Consider the following 16,501-nt stretch of genomic DNA (forward strand, 5'->3'; position numbering starts at 1 on the left):
AGTGGCCGTGCGCCCGCCACCTGACCGCTCGCACAGCGTTACGTCCGTCTTACTGAATCCGCGTTCCCAACACCTTGAGAAATGCCGCCAGCCACGCCGGATGCGCAGGCCAGGCCGGCGCTGTCACCAGGTTGCCGTCCACATGCACCTGGTCCACCGCGATATCGATGAACTGCCCACCCGCCAGACGCACTTCAGGTGCGCACGCCGGGTAGGCACTGCACTCGCGCCCTTCCAGTACCCCGGCCGCAGCCAGCAACTGCGCGCCATGACACACCGCGGCAATAGGCTTGCCCGCATGATCGAACGCCCTGACCAGTTCCAGCACCTTGTCGTTCAGGCGCAAGTATTCCGGCGCCCGCCCGGGATCAGCAAGGCGTCGTAGCTCTCGGCGCGCACCTGGACGAAGTCGTAGTTCAGGGCAAAGTTGTGTCCGGGCTTCTCGCTGTAGGTCTGCTCGCCCTCGAAATCGTGGATCGCCGTGCGCACCGTCTGCCCGGCGATCTTCTCCGGGCACACGGCATGGACGGTATGGCCGACCATGGCCAGGGCCTGGAACGGCACCATCACTTCGTAGTCCTCCACATAGTCGCCCACCAGCATGAGAATCTTCTTCGCCGTCATCGCATCCACTCCATCGGTTGTCTGGGAACAGTTCCAGCACGATAGTCTGCTTTGCGTGACGGCGATATACGTCACTAGTCGCGACGATCCAGCAGATTGGCCACCAACCGGTCCAGCCAGCCCCACAGGCGCTGTTGCACCCGACGCCACAGTGGACGGGCATGCCAGCGCGCCAGGTCGACCTCCAGGCTCTGGGCGAAATCGCGCTCGAAGCTGGCGGCGACAGCAGCACTGAGCGGCGGATCGATGGCTTCTACGTTGGCCTCGAGGTTGAAGCGCAGGTTCCAGTGATCGAAGTTGCACGAGCCGACACTGACCCAGTCGTCCACCAGCACCATCTTCAGATGCAGGAAGCATGGCTGGTATTCGAAGATCCGCACCCCGGCACGCAGCAGCCTTGGGTAATAGCGGTGCCCGGCATAGCGCACCGCCGGGTGGTCGGTGCGTGGGCCGGTGAGCAGCAGGCGCACGTCGATGCCCTTCTGCGCGGCCCGCCGCAGCGAGCGCCGCACGCTGAAGGTCGGCAGGAAGTACGGCGTGGCCAGCCAGATGCGCCGCTGGCCGCTGTTCAGGGCGCGCACCAGCGCATGCAGGATGTCCTTGTGCTGGCGGGCGTCGGCATAGGCTACCCGGCCCATGCCCTGGCCCTGCGCCGGCACCTGGGGCAGGCGGGGCAGGCCGAAGCCCTCGGGCGGGCGCCAGGCGGTGCGGCGCTGGTTGGCGTGCCACTGGCGGTCGAACAAGAGTTGCCAGTCGGTGACGACCGGCCCCTCCATGCGCACCATCACTTCGTGCCACTCGCTGGTGTCGGCTTCGGGTGTCCAGAACTCGTCGGTAACCCCGGTACCGCCGACCACCGCCCAGCGCTCGTCCACCAGCAACAGCTTGCGATGATCGCGATAGAGGTTGCGCAGGCCGCGGCGCCAGCGCAGGCGGTTGTACCAGCGCAGCTGGACACCCGCCGCCAACAGGCGCTCACGCAAGGAGGAGGTGAAGGCCAGCGAGCCATAGTCGTCGAACAGGCAACGCACCCGCACGCCACGCTGCGCGGCCTGCTCCAGGGCCTCGACCACCGCCTCGGCGCACGCCCCGGCCTCGACCAGGTAAAGCTCCAGGTCGACCTGATACTCGGCACGCACGATCGCCAGGAGCATGCGCGGGAAGAACTCGGGGCCGTCGATCAGCAGTTCGAACTGGTTGCCATCCCGCCAGGGGAAGACCGGCCCCGGCATGTCAGCGGGCGGTGAAGATCAGCACCGCGCTCACCGGCACCGAGGGGTTGATCGACTTGAGCCCGGCCAGCTTGCGCAGGTTCTCCAGGCCCGGCAGCAGGCCGAACTCCGAGGCGCGCAGGATCAGCGGCTCCAGGGTCACCACCTGGAAACGCCGTTCGTCCAGGCGCGTGGCCAGCAGCAGGGTGTTGTAGCTGCGGGTCTGGCCGTGCAGGGTCACGCTCACCGGCAGGCGCAGCTCCAGCTGCGCGCCGTTGGCCAGGTCGTTGATCGGGCGCAGGTCGATCTGTGCCTGCACCGTGGCCTCGGGGAACTGCTCGAAGGCGAACAGGCCATCGCGCATGCGCTCGTCACGCAGCGGGATGCCGCTGCTGATCGAGTCCATCTCGATGCTGACCTCGGCCGCGCCCTTGCGGTCGACCTTGCCATGCAGCACCAGGAAACGGTTGACCTCGGCGATATTGCCATTCTTGCCGGTGACGAAGGACAGGCGCGAGGATTCGCCATCCAGGTGCCAGTTGGCATGGGCGGGCAAGCACAGGGCGAGCAGGAGGGCGGGCAGCAGACGGGACGGCTTGAACATGTGAAATCCTGTGAATCAAGGCCGTCAACCTTACCCGCACGGTTTCACGGCAGCAAGCGGCAGCCTTCGCGGTGACCCTGCCAGGCCGCCTGGTTGCGCCGGCCAAGGCCCTCGGCGGTGACCAGACGCCCGGGGCTGTCCTCTTCCAGCAGGCCCAATGGCAGGTACTGGCGCACATAGCCCCGGCAATAGGCCTCAGGGAAACCCATCACGAACCGACACGAGCAGTACTCTTTCGCCGAGTAGGCAGAAAGGATACCCGGGAAGTCCGCCAACGCCTGGCGCTCGTGCCAGGCCCAGGCCGACACGGCCAGTAGCAGCAGGACCACCACCCGCTTCATGCGCCCTCCCCGGCCACGACGGCCAGCACCCGCTTGAGCAGTTCGTTGTGGCTGAAGCTGCCGTCGCGGTCATCGGCGTAGCGCACGATCACCAGCTTTTGCGTGGGCAGTACATAGAGCGCCTGCCCCCAGTGGCCGAGTGCGGCGAACGTGTTGCTCGGCGCATCCGGCCACGGCACCGGCTGGCCGGGCAATGTCTGGTTGAGCCACCAGTGCCCGCCGGGGTTGGCTTCGCCCGGTACAGGCTGCGCGGCGCTGAACAAGGTGCGGTTGAACGCTACCCACTCGGCCGGCAGCAACTGTTGTTCGCGCCAGCGCCCGTCACGCTGCATCAGCAGGCCGATGCGCGCCAGATCGCGAGCACTGAGATAGAGGTACGAGGAGCCCACATAAGTGCCCGCGCCATCACGCTCCCAGACAGCGCTGTCGATCCCCAGCGGGGTGAACAGGGCTTGCCAGGGATAGTCGGCATAGCGCTCAGGCGCGAGCATGCCGCGCAGGCTGGCGGCCAGCAGGTTGCTGTCGCCGCTGGAGTAGACGAACTGCGTGCCGGGCGCACGGGCGGCGGGCCTGGCCGCCGTGTAGGCAGCCATGTCGGTGCGGCCACGGGTGTAGAGCATGGCCACCACCGACGACTTCAATGGCGCGTATTCGTAATCTTCCTGCCAGGCCAAGCCGCTGGCCCAATGCAGCAGGTCGGCCAGGCGCAGCGTTGGGTGCGCCTGCAAGGCCGGGTAATAGCGGGAAGCCGGATCTTCGAGCTGGAAGCGCCCTTCGCCGTAGGCAACGCCCATGACCGTGGCCAGCACGCTCTTGCTCACCGACCAGGTTAGGTGTGGTGTGTCGGCACGGGTCGGCTCGGCGTAGCGTTCATGGAGGATGCGCCCGTCGCGGATGATCAACAGCGCATCGGTGCGAATGCCGCCGCGCTCGGTCTCGCGTGGTGCAAAGGCGTAGGTGTCTACGGCTTGCCAGTCGATGAGCATGTTGTCGACCGGCCACTGCGCCGCAGGCCAGTCTTCGGCCCAGGCTGGGGCGGTGGTCATGGCCAGGGCAAGCATCACTGCCTTCATGGAGAGTCCTGCAAGGGGCTGACGCCGCTCCTACAAAGGTTGCGCATGGCCTGTAGGAGCGGCTTCAGCCGCGATGGGACGCACAGCGGCCCAGGTTCAAAGGTGCCCCCAGCCTCTCAGGCTTTCATGACAGTCCGGCGGCACTCCAGGCCTTGGCCAGGCGTTTGTCACGGGCCGCGCCGGCCAGCGCCAGCAGGCCCTGGTCGCGTTGCCACAATTGCGCCCAGTGCTCCGGCCCTGAGGCCAACGCCTGGTCGATCTCGCCCCGCACGTCCTGGAACTGGGCAAACAGGCCACCCAGCAGCAGGTGGCAGGCTACGCTGTCCGGGCATTGCCGACTGCCCTCGGCGCACCCGGCGAGCAGGCCGATCAGCTTCAGGCGCAGGGCCTGCGGCCAGGCGCACTCCTGGGCAACGCCATGCAGCCAGGCCACCAGCGCGGCCAGCACATACAGGTCCTCGAGGGAGCGGAACGGCTTGACGTACGCATCCCAGCCATCACCGGCCAGCAACTCGCACGCGGCGTCCTTGAGCAGCAGGCGGCCATGCCCCACTTCGGGCATCAACGGCAGGGTCGGCAAGGCCTCGAGGCTTACACCGGGCTCACCCGGATAGACTACCGCCAGTTGCAAGCGCGGCGCCTCGCCCGGTCCTTCGTGGCGCGCCGCCACCAACAGCCATTCAGCATCCAGCCCAGCGGTGACGAAGTCCTTGTTGCCGGTCAGGCGCAGGCCGTCCAGGCGGGTGTGCATATCCGCCGGGCGCACGCTGCGCCGCTCGGTGGCACACAACGCGCCCAGGCTGGCCGGCGCGCTGGGCCACAGCACCCGCAGTGCCGCCTGGTAGCCGAGCAGGAACGCCAGCCCGGGAGTGGCCATGGCGCGCCCGCCCAGCACCGCCAGCTCGAACGGCATCACCGCGCCCAAGCGCTCGAGCACCGCCGCATAGGTTTCCCCCAGGGTCGCCGCCAGCGGGTGGCGCAAGGGGTCGTTGAGTCGTTGCAACCAGGCCATCGCAAGCTCCTTTCAAGGGTGTCACGCAAGCATCACCAAAGATTCACGGGGGTGACACCGGGCGTACCTAGGCTGACTTTGCACAACAAAGCCGACCGGCCGCAACCCTTTGGCTGGCTTATGGAGACTCACGATGACCCGGATCGCTCGCTCTGGCGACACCAGCACTGAACGCCGTCTGCAAGCCGAACGCCTGGTCGGCGCCGCGGCCCTGCAGGAAGCACAGGCCCTGCGTTTCAAGGTGTTCAGCGCCGAATTCAAGGCCAAGCTCAAGGGCGCCGAACACGGCCTGGACATGGACGACTACGACATCCACTGCCGCCACATCGGCGTGCGCGACCTGGCCACCGGCCAACTGGTCGCCACCACCCGCCTGCTCGATCACCAGGCCGCCAGTAGCCTCGGCCGCTTCTACAGTGAAGAGGAGTTCAGCCTGCACGGTCTGTTGCAGTTGCAGGGCCCGATCCTCGAACTGGGCCGTACCTGCGTCGACCCGGCCTACCGCAACGGCGGCACCATCGCCGTGCTCTGGAGCGAACTGGCCGAAGTGCTCAATGAGGGCCGCTACAGCTACCTGATGGGCTGCGCCAGCATCCCCATGCAGGACGGCGGCGTGCAGGCCCACGCAATCATGCAGCGCCTGCGCGAACGCTACCTGTGCACCGAGCACCTGCGTGCCGAACCGAAGAACCCGCTGCCCAGCCTGCCGCTGCCGAACAACGTCATCGCCGAGATGCCGCCGTTGCTCAAGGCCTACATGCGCCTGGGCGCGAAGATCTGCGGCGAGCCGTGCTGGGACGAGGACTTCCAGGTCGCCGACGTGTTCATCCTGCTCAAGCGCGACGACCTCTGCCCGCGCTACGCCCGTCACTTCAAGGCGGCGGTCTGATGCCGCGCCTGCGGGCCGCTGCCCGCCTGCTGCGGCTGTTCCTGGTGCTGACCCTGGGACTGGCCATGGCCAGTGTCATCGCACTGGGCGAGCGTCTTGGGCTGAACGCCTCGATAGAACAGCGCCAACGCTGGACTCGGATGTTCATGGGGCGCCTGGTCGCCGCCCTGCCCTTCGAAGTCCAGGTCAAGGGCGAGCTGCCGCAACAGCCAATGCTGTGGGTCTGCAACCATGTGTCGTGGACCGACATCCCACTGCTCGGCATGCTCACCCCGCTGTCGTTCCTGTCCAAGGCCGAGGTGCGCCACTGGCCGCTGGCCGGCTGGCTGGCCGAGAAGGCCGGTACCCTGTTCATTCGTCGCGGCGGCGGCGATGCACAGCGCCTGCGCGAGCAGATCAGCGAACAACTGGGCGAACAACGCCCCCTGTTGATCTTCCCCGAAGGCACCACCACGGACGGTCGCAGCCTGCGCACCTTCCATGGGCGCCTGCTGGCCGGGGCTATCGACCAGGCCACGCCAGTGCAGCCGGTGGCAATCCAGTACCTGCGCGCGGGCCAGACCGATCCGATCGCGCCGTTCATTGGCGAGGACGACCTGGTTTCCCATTTGATGCGGCTGTTCGCGCAGGACCGCGGACAAGTGCTGATCCACCTGTTGCCGTCAATCGACAGCGCGGGCAAGGAACGCGCGGTACTGGCTTTCGAAGCGCAACAGGCGGTCAATCTGGCGCTGTTCGGCGCCGAGAACGTCGAAGTGGCACCGAGGCGACAGGCTCGGGCAGCCTGAGTCCGCGATTGCGGACTCAAGCCGATTGCTGTGCCTGGGCAAATGCCTGCAATTGCGGATAGAACTCGCGAAAGTCCGCCAGCAACGGCTCGTACAACCGCTCCAGTTCCACCATCACCCCTGCCATCCCCTCAGGTCGCGACAGGCGCCGGGCAATCCCGGCAAACACCCGCTCCAGGGTGGCGAAATCGCCATACGCTCCCAGCCAGTCGTCGGCCGCCATCAAGGGCGCGATGCGCGCCAACCGCCCCGGCAACTCCGGTTCGGCGAGCAATACCTTGTAGAAATCATCGGTGAATTGCGCCAGCGGTTGCTCGGCATACGCCGTCCAGTGCCGCGCCAGACAGTGGTCGAAGAACACATCCAGGACGATCCCGGCGAACCGCCGCCGCTCGCGCGGGAAACGCGCCAACGCCGTCAGCACCAGTGGGTGGCTGTCGGTGTAGCGGTCGATGTGTCGGTGCAGCCGAATAGAAGCCTCCAGCGCAGGCGGGAAGCGCCCCGCAAGCTCGCCCTTGACGAAATCGCCATACAGGCTGCCAAGCAGTTGCTGCGGCGCGGGGCCGCCCAGATGAAGGTGTGCGAGATAATTCATGGCGCCAGTCTAGCACCGCTGGCAGCTATATCGTCACAAGACGATATAGCTATCAAGACCTGCCTTATGACCACTTCATATTTGTATATCGCGATGCAGCGATTTATATTTCGCCTAATCGCGATATACCGCTACACACCACGAGCCCAACCATGCCTATCGATCTCGACGAAATAATAAAAGCCCTGGCCCACCCGGTCCGGCGAGACATCCTCAACTGGCTGAAAGACCCGGCCGCGCAGTTCCCCGAGCAGCACCACAGCACCGAACACGGTGTGTGTGCAGGGCAGATCGACCAACGCTGCGGCCTGTCGCAGTCGACCGTGTCCGCTCACCTGGCCACCCTGCAGCGCGCCGGCCTGATCAGCAGCCAGAAGATCGGCCAGTGGCATTTCTTCAAACGCAACGAGGCGACCATCAAGGCGTTTCTCGAGCAAATGAGCCAAGAGCTCTGACCTGATCCAAGCGAGGCTTCGCACATGACTACGTTGTTCGACCCGATCACCCTGGGCGACCTGGAACTGCCCAACCGCATCATCATGGCCCCGCTGACCCGTTGCCGCGCCGACGAAGGCCGCGTGCCCAACGCGCTGATGGCCGAATACTACGTGCAGCGCGCCAGCGCCGGGCTGATCCTCAGCGAAGCGACCTCGGTCACGCCAATGGGCGTCGGCTATCCGGATACCCCCGGCATCTGGAACGACCAGCAGGTGCGCGGCTGGCACAACGTGACCAAGGCCATCCACGGCGCGGGCGGGCGCATCTTCCTGCAACTGTGGCACGTCGGGCGCATCTCCCACCCGTCGTACCTCAACGGCGAACTACCGGTGGCCCCCAGCGCGATCCAGCCCAAGGGTCATGTCAGCCTGGTGCGCCCGCTCAGTGACTACCCGACCCCGCGCGCGCTTGAAACCGAAGAGATCGCCGACATCGTCGAGGCCTACCGCAGCGGCGCCGAGAACGCCAAGGCCGCCGGCTTCGACGGCGTGGAGATCCACGGCGCCAACGGCTACCTGCTCGACCAGTTCCTGCAAAGCAGCACCAACCAGCGCACCGACCGTTATGGCGGCTCGCTGGAAAATCGCGCACGATTGCTGCTGGAAGTGACCGATGCCGCCATCGAGGTATGGGGCCCGGGCCGTGTGGGCGTGCACCTGGCGCCACGGGCCGATGCCCACGACATGGGCGACGCCGACCGTGCCGAGACCTTCACCTATGTGGCACGGGAGCTGGGCAAGCGCGGCATCGCCTTCATCTGCTCGCGGGAGAAAGAGGCTGACGACAGCATCGGTCCACTGATCAAGGCAGCGTTCGGCGGCCCGTACATCGTCAACGAGCGCTTCGACAAGGCCGGCGCCAACGCTGCCCTGGCCAGCGGTAAAGCCGATGCGGTGGCCTTCGGCATCCCCTTCATCGCCAACCCCGACCTGCCGGCGCGCCTGGCCGCGGATGCGCCGCTCAATGCGCCGCATCCGGAGACGTTCTATGGCAAAGGACCGGTTGGGTATATCGACTACCCGCGGATGTAGGGAAGTACAAGAGTTGTGGAAGTGGGCTTGCCCGCTTCCACAAGTGGATACCTGCGAACGATCAGAAGTTGTAGCGCAAGCCCAGGTTGACCCCGTACGGCTGCTCGATATGCTCGCCATTGCTGTACTGGAACTCACCGTGCAGCTGCAACACTTCCGATACCTGCGCCACCAGGCCCACCGCCACCTCGCCACGAGTGCCGGAGAGATCGTTGGTGAAGTGGTTATCGTTGATCTTCACCTTGTTGCTGTTGATGAACTCGTGGGCCGCCGCGACCTTCAGGTACGGTTGCAGGATGCTGCCGTTGTCCAGCACCAAGCTGCGCCCGACCTGCGCACCGACCTTGCCGAGCACCGAGTTGGCGCCATCGCTCTGGGCGCGCATGCCATTGTCCAGGGTGTAGCTGTCATCATCGACCCACAACGTGGACAGCTGGGTGAACGGCTCGACATACCAGCCATCGCCCATTTTGAAGTGCCGCCCGACCTCCACCGAGGCCCCGAGGCCGTCATTGTGATACTCACCCTTGGTCTTGCGACCATCGCTCATCACCACATCGTTGCGATTACGGAAACGGTTGTACTTGAGCACGGCGTCAATGTAGTACCCATTGTCGGCCATCCAGGTGCTGTAGGCACCGACGTAGTAGCTCTTGACCTTGCCGGATGAACCGAGGCTGAAGTCCAGGTCGGACTCGCTGTAACCGCCCATCACCCCGAGCAGCCAGCGGCCATCGTAGCCGGGCAAAGCGCCGTCGGCACCAAAACTCACCCCATTCTGGTCCTGTTGATAGGCCACGGCGTTGCCGGCCGACAGGTTGTAGCGATTGCCATAGCTGCGCATCCACAGACCTTGCCCCTGCCCCAGGCGCAATTCGCCCATGCGGCTGCGTAACGACGACAGCTCGCCGTACCAGACGGTCGGCGCGGCACTGAACATGCCCAGCACCGCACGGGCGCCCGGCGTCACGATCGGCTTGCCGTCGTCGTCGAGTTTCTGCACCAGATACCAGTTGTCCTCGCCTTCGCCCTTTTCCAGGGTGTAGGTGAAGGTACCGAAATCGATAGCGTGCAGCAGGCCGAAGGTCGCATCGCCACCGCCGGTCTCGACAACACGGTGCGGAGCCTGCCCCTCGATCGGATCGGCGCCGGTACTGGCGATGCTCAGTTGATGATCGCCTGCGGCGGCGCCAGTAACCTTGAGCAGGTCGCCGGAGCCATTGGCCAGGTCGACATCCATCACGAACACGCCGGAGCCGCTGAGGCTGTCGACCGTCAGGGTCTTGAAGCCAGCAACGGTATCCCTGTCAGTGAAATCGACCCTGCCATTGTCGAGCGTCAGGTCGCCGACCTCGCCATCCTGCGTCAGGATCCAGCGGCCACCACTGTTCAGATCCAGGCTCTGCACATTGACCAGGTTGCCCCGCAACGAGGCATTGTTCTGCAGCAGCAGGTTCGCGGTACTGCCGGCTTCCACCACTACGTCGCCGCTCAGTTGACTGTTGTCCGCGGTGAAGTCGGCGGTCATGCCGACTATGACCTCGAGGATATTGCCATTGCCACCGATAAGCTGGCTGCCGTTGGCCACCAGGATGGTTGCCGTGCCCTTCGACCCGCCGCTACCCGCACTCACCAGAAGGGCACTCCGGGTTTTCCCCTCGACGATCGCACCATCCAAGGTCACCTGCGAACCGCCACCGCCATTGGCCACCGACTCCTGACGCAGTTGCAGGCCATTGGTCTCGCCAGTGATCCTGACACCACCGGAGGCATTGAGGGTGGAACCGGTGACGAAAGCGCCCGCCCGGGTATGGCCTGTGAGGCTACCGCCCACGATGTCGAGGCGCCCCCCTTGGGAAAGCGACGCGCCTGTCTGGCCGGTAATCGAACTACCCTCAGCGCTCAGGGTCGAGTTGCCGAGGCTCGAAACCCCGAACCCCGCGCCCAGGCTGGTCACGGTCGCCCCTTTGAGCGTGGCATGGGTGCCATCCTCCACGACTATACCTGTCTGATTCCCCAGAGCATTCACTTGACCGCCATCGACCACGACTGTCGAACCACTGCGAGCGATGATTCCGTAGGTGCTGCCACCTGCGGTGACCTCCAGGGTCGAACCATTTCTCAGCTCGTAATTGTCCGCCACCGGAGTACTGACCGTCTCGCTCTCGTTATCCAGCACCTTGGCCTCGGCCAGATCGATACCGGACATGGCGGCAACCATGCCCAGTGCAACACTCAAAGGGACACTAGAAATCGGGGGGTTCACATTGCTCTCCTACTCGTCGTTATCAACTTGAACGCTGCTCGGGTACCTCGGCACCGAGAAAACAGGTCACAGTCTCGACAGAAAGCTCGAAATCTTATGTAGGAATTGTCCGTAGACACCTCGGATAACACCGCCAAATGAGCGTTGCCGGTAAGCTCCAGGCTCGAAGCGCAATACGGGAGAGAACTGCCTCTGCCCCTTCTCTCCCATGATGGAGTAATTGGTGTAAACAGTTTTGCCCTTGTCGTCTTTAATCCAGCCTTGGTCGAGAAGCACAAGGCGATATTGACCGTCCGGGTACACGGTCTGACTGTCTTCCCGCAATTCACCCTGATCGACCTGCCAGTAGATCTCGACGACATCCCCGGCCTCGATACCGTCGTAACGGAGCGAGAACTTCGGCTCCTCCCCGCCAAACGACATGTAGACTGGCGCCTGCATCTCCAGCTGTTGAGGCAGGACTGTCAATTCGAGAACATCCGACGTTTCCTCTTCCTCACGCTTGACGATGTAGCTGATGAACACAGTCTTGCCGATCGAGTCCATCAGTACCGCCCGGGGTACTTCAAACACCAGGTCACCCGGCGCGGATACCGGCAGCCAAGGCGATTGATAGGTGAATGTGCCCACCCAAAGGACCGCGACCTCGTCCCCAGTCATATCGAGGTACGTGGCCACGGTGACTTTCACATGGGTGGCGTCGATAAAGTCACGCTGGAAGTCCAACTGGTCGAGATCGTCACCAAAGGCCTTTTCGACCTCGGGCCGACGCAAAAGGTTAGGTATGCGCCAGTCCCTGGATGGGGACGGGGAGGCAGCCCCGCCCACGGAAGTCACGGTATAGGACAATTCGAGCGTCCCGCCCCGCAGCGCCAGCACATGACCCTTGTCGACCAGGTGCTCGACATCCGCCAGTGCCGTAACCTCGATAGTCCATTCATAGTCACTGGGATCCCCACCGCCAGTGGTCCCCTTCCACTTCAGCAGTACCCGATCCCCCAACGCCATGTGCTCATAGGCGGCAATGCGTACCGTGACGCCCTCCTCTGGCAGCGCCTCAGGGTCCAGCCAGGATCCATCCACTCCATCCAGGCTCGGGCCCTCGAGCTCAAGGGTGCCGAGGACGGAAATCGTAACGGGTTTCGAGTGACGCCATGGCGTGCTGGCCAGTCGATAGACCAGCGTGGCACTGCCCTGCAGTACTGCGGCGGCATGGACGTTTTCCAACTCGAACCTGACCCCCTTCTCGAGGTCGATCGGTTCCAGATCATGGCGCTTGACGACGGGCAGCAACTCATCGCCGTTGGCGGCCATGCCTGTCCACAGCAAAAACAGTACGATTCCGGCCTGCCAGCTGTCGTCGGGATCGATAACGACACCGACCACCCCACCGTCCAGGGCATTGAAGTCCAGTTCATTGTCGTCATTGACGTCCTCAACCCGAGGAGGATCCAGAAACGGAGTGAGCTGCAGCTTGAGAGTGTTGTGGGGCAGAGACACTTCGGAGACGTTGCCTGCCCTGTCCGTCACCTGGTAGGTAAACGTGATCCGTACCCCTTCAAACAGTTTTTGCAACGCGTCCAGGTGCAGGTCCACGGGGGTGGACTCACTGGCACTGGCGACCGTGGTTTGGCCAGCGCTCGCCGTTACCACGCCGTCCGTCACGGTCACCTCGATCCGGTCACCGAGCTGCTTGCCGTCGTAACCGCTGACCTCCACCTGCAGCACGCCTTCAGTGAAGTCGGATTCGAGGATATGCCCCCTCTCCTCCAGCGCCTCGGGGAAAACCAGCCTGCCCAGCGCCCCAGGTGCCCCTCCCGGTGCCTGCTTGTCGATGCGAACCCACCGGCGCGGCCCTTGTTCCCACTGGTCGCTGAATTCCGGTTTGACATCGTAGCCCAGGCTGAACCGAGCCTCTTCGCCGTCATCCACCGAACCCCAGCTGCTGGCGGGTAGATACAACAGGAACCGTTGATCAGGGCGCTCGGCTTCCTCCTCCGTGACGTCATGAAAAGCACCCGGCGTAGCGTCAAGACGCTCGGTCCCCCAAGTCAAGGCAATCGTGTCGTAGGGGAGAATGCCCGACCATGCGGGGACACTGACCTCAAGCGTATCGGCTTGCCTGTCGACAGGAAGCAACTCCGGCACCTCGTCATAACCATCATCCAGCAAGGCGCAGACATCGAAATCCTTCAGACCTGACATTGGCTTACTCTCTCTGGCTTTGCATCAGTGATGCGCGCGTTCACATTCCTGGCGCATCAGGTTTGCCCCGATAACCGCCTGCCACCCTCACGCATTTGCAACACGCGCCCGGGCGACAGGCGATCAACCAGAACGTCAAGACAACGGGCAGGTAGGTTCGCTAGGCAACTTCACGGCCACCGGGACAGGAATGTGGCCGGACCTTTTATCGCCGTGTTTGTTCGTCGCCGTGTACTCGACCGTCGCCGAACCGGTGCAGACGATGAAAGCCCACCGCCGCTCGATCGACAGCTCGACAAAACCGAAGCCGGGGTCGTCTGGGTCCTTAGAATCGCGGGCGTCGAGGTGATGCTGTTCGATCCTGATGAGCGGCAAGTCCCATTGCGCTTCAGGAATCGGGTTTCCTGGCGGCGGCCGCTGACGGTCGTTGGCGGCGAGATGGACCACCAACTGGTCGTCCTTCTGTGCATTGCTGTAAAGCCAGATGCGTATTGGCAAGTCACGCTCCGCAATATCCTTGTCAATCGCGTCGGAACTGTTCAGATAGGTGAACTTGAGCGGGATCAGAGCACCGTCCTGACCCGGCAGGTCCAACCCACGCACGACCTTGACCGATTCGGATGGCGAAAGCGCTGTGTTTGCCTCACCACCTGCACCAAACTCCCGGGTGACGGCGTAGGCCATCTGCACGTCACCGCTGGGTTCTGTCGCCAACCATGCGGGAAGTACCTTGCGGGTGACAGGGACTGCGGCCGCCGCTTCGACATCGGTCACGGGATCAAGAACGAAGGATCTCGTCCCCCATACCAACTGAAGCTCGTCGCCTTCGGCCAACACATCATTAGTGCCATCGGCGGCCTTCCAGGGGATGGTCAAGGTTGCACCGGCTGCCACATCCTCTGGCGTCAGGTTGTTGGCCTGGCCCGAGTCATCACCGACGATGCTCGCCTTCACCAGGTTGCCGTGCCACGGGAGCTCTGGATCAGGGTCGGGCCCACCCGGCAAGCGCAGATCGACCTTGACCGTCGCGCTGCCAGCCGATGTACCAATCCTGCTACCGCTACGCCACAATTCGTAGCTGACCGATACATTTCCTTGCACCGATCCCTGACTGGTGAGCGGATAAAGCAGCATGATCTCCATCAGTGGATTCGGAGGTGTTGGCACCACGTCCACTTCATGCTCTTCAGACCGCTGCGCGCCCCACAGCACGACAATCCTGTCGCCAGGGCGGACACCGGTGACGGGAGGAATTACGACTTTGATGCCGGCACGGGCATCTTCGTCGAGCACCAAAGGATCCGTATCCTGATCGAACCCCGGCACCATAGGTGTATCCAAGACAGGAGGAATATCCCGTAACAGCAAGGAGAGAGAATTGTGGGCCACGGAAACGATCGAAACGTTGCTGGCTCGGTCGGTAGACTGGTAAGTGAAGGTGATTGGCTTCTCGTCCACCAGCGCCTGCAGTTTGGCCAGAGGCAAAGGCAGGATGGTCGAGTCCTTGCTGCTGAGCACTTCGAACGGGCCCGCCGTTTCCGTAGTGGTGCCATCGCTCATGGTCACCACGATCTTGTCACCACGCTCCTGCGCGACGTAACCCTTGGCCTCGATTCTTAGTTCACCGCTCGCATCGAAATCTGTTACCAGGATACGCCCTCTGGCCTCAATCTCGGCTGGGAACTCAAGCTTGGCCATGCTGCCCGCGTTACCGCCTGGGGAAAGTTTGTCGACACGAATTCTACGGGTGGCGCTGTAGTCCCAGTTGTCCCCGAACCCCTGCCTTACGGCAAACCCCAGCTCGAACGTTTGATCGGTACCTTCTACAACCTGATCCAGATATCTCACTGGCACTTCGAGCGGACATTCGAAGTCGGGGTTCAATTCATCATCAAGCTCCACCTCGTAGGAAACACCATCCGCATCAAGCAGGTTGATTCCATTCCAGATCAGTGTGATGACGAAATATTCTTCGATCTCATCCCACCAAGGCACCCTCGTTTGCAAAGGCTGTCCTGACTGTGCCACCAACTCAGGAGGCGTGTCGTATCCATCGTCGACCAAGCCGTCAACAATCAATTCATTGAACCCATGCACACCGCCCCGAGGTGAAATCAAGACGGACCGCTTACCTGCCGACCGGCGTAGTTGACCGCCCTGCAGAGGGGAAACAGGTTTGTTCATGACACGCTCCCAAACTGGTTTACTTGCATGAATAAACGGATCCGGACAGACGTATACCCTGATCCTGAACAGGCGATGGCTGGCACTGTTGGTCATTAGAATTAACAAACTCCAGCAACTACGACACCTGACAAAAATGCCAGGTGACTACGCGCTCGGGGCTTGTCATAAAGGATGTCGCGTGTTTTCAGAGGCAACAACAAAGGCGCCTGATACTAAGTACCCGGCGCCTTAACACTCTCTAAACATCAATAACAGACTTCAGCCATGTCCTCGCAGAAAAGCGAATCAAGGCCGTGCGTTGATCTGCTGCTGCAAGTTCTGGATCTGGCTTTGCAAGGTGCTGATGTTGCGGGTCACCTGACCGCGGAAGGCATCGAACTCCTGCACCGAGGCTCCGCCGGCCGCCGCCGGTCGGTTGTCCACCTGACTTTTCAGCACCAGCACATCCTGCTCGAGGCTCTCGATCGCCGCGCTCGGGTTGCCCTGCTTCTTCAGCGTCGCCACTTCAGTGCTCAGGCTCTTGAGCTGACCATCCAGCTTGCCGCCATCCACCTGGCCCGACTTCAGCGCCGCCAGCTCGGCATTGACCGCCTTGAGCTGCGCCTGCAGCTGGCCCTGCAATTCGGTCACCGCCTTCTGCTGCTCGCGGGTGTCGGCCAGCACCTGCTCCAGGCGCTTGCCCAGATCCCCTGCCTGCCCGGCGACACCCTGCTGCTGCTTGTCCTGCTCGGCCAGCGAGGCCTGCAACTGACGGATCTGCAGCTTCAACGCTTCGCTGCCGGTGCTGTTGCTGGACTCGCTGGCATCGACCTTGCCGCTGATCGCCTGCAGGCGTCCGGCCGCTTCCTCGCTGATGCGGGCGAAGCTTTCCTGGGTCGCGACCAGTTGCTGCTCCATCAGGGTGATCTGCTGGAAGCTCCACCAGCCAAGCCCGCCCAAGGCGATGAACGAGGCGCCCAGCAATGTCCACAGCGGGCCATTGCTACGCGGCCGCACCGCCTTCTGGCGGCTACGGGCCACATGGGCAGGCAGCAATTCATCGTCATCAGGGGTGCCGGCACGAAGGGTCGGCACATCATCGAAATCATCGTGGGCGTCGTTACGCATGGGTGCATTCAACCGCGGTAGTAGCAAAGAGGCATGAGTATAAACCGCCTGGGCGGCGCACTGATGACCA

At 63.3% G+C, this 16,501-nt stretch carries 14 protein-coding genes and 1 pseudogene; 4 read left to right on the top strand and 11 right to left on the bottom strand.

Annotated elements, in window-relative coordinates; all coding sequences use genetic code 11:
* Nucleotides 1-49 precede the first annotated feature (49 nt).
* The 6 genes and pseudogenes from AAHK21_RS08380 to AAHK21_RS08405 form a co-directional block, all read right to left on the bottom strand.
* Nucleotides 50-624, bottom strand: a pseudogene (locus AAHK21_RS08380) (DJ-1/PfpI family protein).
* A 74-nt stretch (nucleotides 625-698) separates the two neighbouring features.
* On the bottom strand, nucleotides 699-1,856 hold the full coding sequence (locus AAHK21_RS08385; RefSeq protein ID WP_367856984.1) for a phosphatidylserine/phosphatidylglycerophosphate/cardiolipin synthase family protein: 1,158 nt from the start codon (nucleotides 1,854-1,856) through the stop codon (nucleotides 699-701).
* 1 nt (nucleotide 1,857) lies between these two features.
* A complete protein-coding gene (locus AAHK21_RS08390; protein ID WP_023632820.1) occupies nucleotides 1,858-2,439 on the bottom strand; it encodes a YceI family protein in 582 nt (193 codons plus the stop codon).
* Between the two features lie 44 nt (nucleotides 2,440-2,483).
* The gene (locus tag AAHK21_RS08395) at nucleotides 2,484-2,780 is read right to left on the bottom strand and encodes an amidase (RefSeq protein WP_367856985.1); all 297 of its coding nucleotides are present in this window, start codon (nucleotides 2,778-2,780) and stop codon (nucleotides 2,484-2,486) included.
* Nucleotides 2,777-3,853, bottom strand: a complete 1,077-nt coding sequence (locus tag AAHK21_RS08400; RefSeq protein ID WP_367856986.1) for a serine hydrolase domain-containing protein — start codon at nucleotides 3,851-3,853, stop codon at nucleotides 2,777-2,779. The genes AAHK21_RS08395 and AAHK21_RS08400 overlap by 4 nt, the downstream gene beginning before the upstream one ends.
* 124 nt (nucleotides 3,854-3,977) lie before the next feature.
* The gene (locus AAHK21_RS08405; RefSeq protein ID WP_367856987.1) at nucleotides 3,978-4,865 is read right to left on the bottom strand and encodes an acyl-CoA dehydrogenase; all 888 of its coding nucleotides are present in this window, start codon (nucleotides 4,863-4,865) and stop codon (nucleotides 3,978-3,980) included.
* Nucleotides 4,866-4,998: 133 nt separating this feature from the next.
* Between AAHK21_RS08405 and olsB the strand changes: the two genes are divergently transcribed.
* A complete protein-coding gene (olsB, locus tag AAHK21_RS08410; protein ID WP_038705508.1) occupies nucleotides 4,999-5,754 on the top strand; it encodes an L-ornithine N(alpha)-acyltransferase in 756 nt (251 codons plus the stop codon).
* Nucleotides 5,754-6,542, top strand: coding sequence for a lysophospholipid acyltransferase family protein (locus AAHK21_RS08415; RefSeq protein WP_367856988.1), 789 nt, complete (start codon nucleotides 5,754-5,756; stop codon nucleotides 6,540-6,542). Before olsB ends, AAHK21_RS08415 begins: the two co-directional genes overlap by 1 nt.
* Before the next feature lie 16 nt (nucleotides 6,543-6,558).
* Here the strand turns inward: AAHK21_RS08415 and AAHK21_RS08420 are convergent, their stop codons facing one another.
* Entirely contained in the window at nucleotides 6,559-7,137 is a 579-nt protein-coding gene (locus tag AAHK21_RS08420) for an ACP phosphodiesterase (protein WP_367856989.1), read from the bottom strand.
* A 152-nt stretch (nucleotides 7,138-7,289) separates the two neighbouring features.
* Here AAHK21_RS08420 and AAHK21_RS08425 point away from each other — a divergent pair, with 152 nt between their 5' ends.
* Together AAHK21_RS08425 and AAHK21_RS08430 are read left to right on the top strand one after the other, a co-directional pair.
* Entirely contained in the window at nucleotides 7,290-7,592 is a 303-nt protein-coding gene (locus AAHK21_RS08425; RefSeq protein WP_367856990.1) for an ArsR/SmtB family transcription factor, read from the top strand.
* 24 nt (nucleotides 7,593-7,616) lie between these two features.
* Entirely contained in the window at nucleotides 7,617-8,666 is a 1,050-nt protein-coding gene (locus AAHK21_RS08430; protein ID WP_367856991.1) for an alkene reductase, read from the top strand.
* 61 nt (nucleotides 8,667-8,727) lie between these two features.
* Here AAHK21_RS08430 and AAHK21_RS08435 read toward each other — a convergent pair whose 3' ends face one another.
* The 4 genes from AAHK21_RS08435 to AAHK21_RS08450 form a co-directional block, all read right to left on the bottom strand.
* Nucleotides 8,728-10,875: an autotransporter outer membrane beta-barrel domain-containing protein gene (locus AAHK21_RS08435; protein WP_367856992.1), complete on the bottom strand. Its 2,148-nt coding sequence runs from the start codon at nucleotides 10,873-10,875 to the stop codon at nucleotides 8,728-8,730.
* A gap of 123 nt (nucleotides 10,876-10,998) precedes the next feature.
* Nucleotides 10,999-13,137, bottom strand: coding sequence for a hypothetical protein (locus AAHK21_RS08440; RefSeq protein ID WP_367856993.1), 2,139 nt, complete (start codon nucleotides 13,135-13,137; stop codon nucleotides 10,999-11,001).
* A gap of 135 nt (nucleotides 13,138-13,272) precedes the next feature.
* A complete protein-coding gene (locus AAHK21_RS08445) occupies nucleotides 13,273-15,321 on the bottom strand; it encodes a hypothetical protein (RefSeq protein ID WP_367856994.1) in 2,049 nt (682 codons plus the stop codon).
* Between the two features lie 288 nt (nucleotides 15,322-15,609).
* Complete coding sequence (locus tag AAHK21_RS08450; protein WP_367856995.1) at nucleotides 15,610-16,431, bottom strand: ATPase; 822 nt, start codon at nucleotides 16,429-16,431, stop codon at nucleotides 15,610-15,612.
* Nucleotides 16,432-16,501 lie beyond the last annotated feature (70 nt).

Origin of the sequence: Pseudomonas sp. TE50-2 (genome assembly GCF_040813665.1) — a bacterium.
Taxonomy (GTDB): Bacteria; Pseudomonadota; Gammaproteobacteria; order Pseudomonadales; family Pseudomonadaceae; genus Aquipseudomonas; species Aquipseudomonas soli.

Coding starts and splice junctions, on each gene's coding strand:
- AAHK21_RS08385 (WP_367856984.1), bottom strand. CDS start 1,856: ATGCCGGGGCCGGTCTTCCCCTGGCGGGATGGCAACCAGTTCGAACTG.
- AAHK21_RS08450 (WP_367856995.1), bottom strand. CDS start 16,431: ATGCGTAACGACGCCCACGATGATTTCGATGATGTGCCGACCCTTCGT.
- AAHK21_RS08425 (WP_367856990.1), top strand. CDS start 7,290: ATGCCTATCGATCTCGACGAAATAATAAAAGCCCTGGCCCACCCGGTC.
- AAHK21_RS08435 (WP_367856992.1), bottom strand. CDS start 10,875: ATGTCCGGTATCGATCTGGCCGAGGCCAAGGTGCTGGATAACGAGAGC.
- AAHK21_RS08420 (WP_367856989.1), bottom strand. CDS start 7,137: ATGAATTATCTCGCACACCTTCATCTGGGCGGCCCCGCGCCGCAGCAA.
- AAHK21_RS08390 (WP_023632820.1), bottom strand. CDS start 2,439: ATGTTCAAGCCGTCCCGTCTGCTGCCCGCCCTCCTGCTCGCCCTGTGC.
- olsB (WP_038705508.1), top strand. CDS start 4,999: ATGACCCGGATCGCTCGCTCTGGCGACACCAGCACTGAACGCCGTCTG.
- AAHK21_RS08440 (WP_367856993.1), bottom strand. CDS start 13,137: ATGTCAGGTCTGAAGGATTTCGATGTCTGCGCCTTGCTGGATGATGGT.
- AAHK21_RS08430 (WP_367856991.1), top strand. CDS start 7,617: ATGACTACGTTGTTCGACCCGATCACCCTGGGCGACCTGGAACTGCCC.
- AAHK21_RS08405 (WP_367856987.1), bottom strand. CDS start 4,865: ATGGCCTGGTTGCAACGACTCAACGACCCCTTGCGCCACCCGCTGGCG.
- AAHK21_RS08445 (WP_367856994.1), bottom strand. CDS start 15,321: ATGAACAAACCTGTTTCCCCTCTGCAGGGCGGTCAACTACGCCGGTCG.
- AAHK21_RS08395 (WP_367856985.1), bottom strand. CDS start 2,780: ATGAAGCGGGTGGTGGTCCTGCTGCTACTGGCCGTGTCGGCCTGGGCC.
- AAHK21_RS08400 (WP_367856986.1), bottom strand. CDS start 3,853: ATGAAGGCAGTGATGCTTGCCCTGGCCATGACCACCGCCCCAGCCTGG.
- AAHK21_RS08415 (WP_367856988.1), top strand. CDS start 5,754: ATGCCGCGCCTGCGGGCCGCTGCCCGCCTGCTGCGGCTGTTCCTGGTG.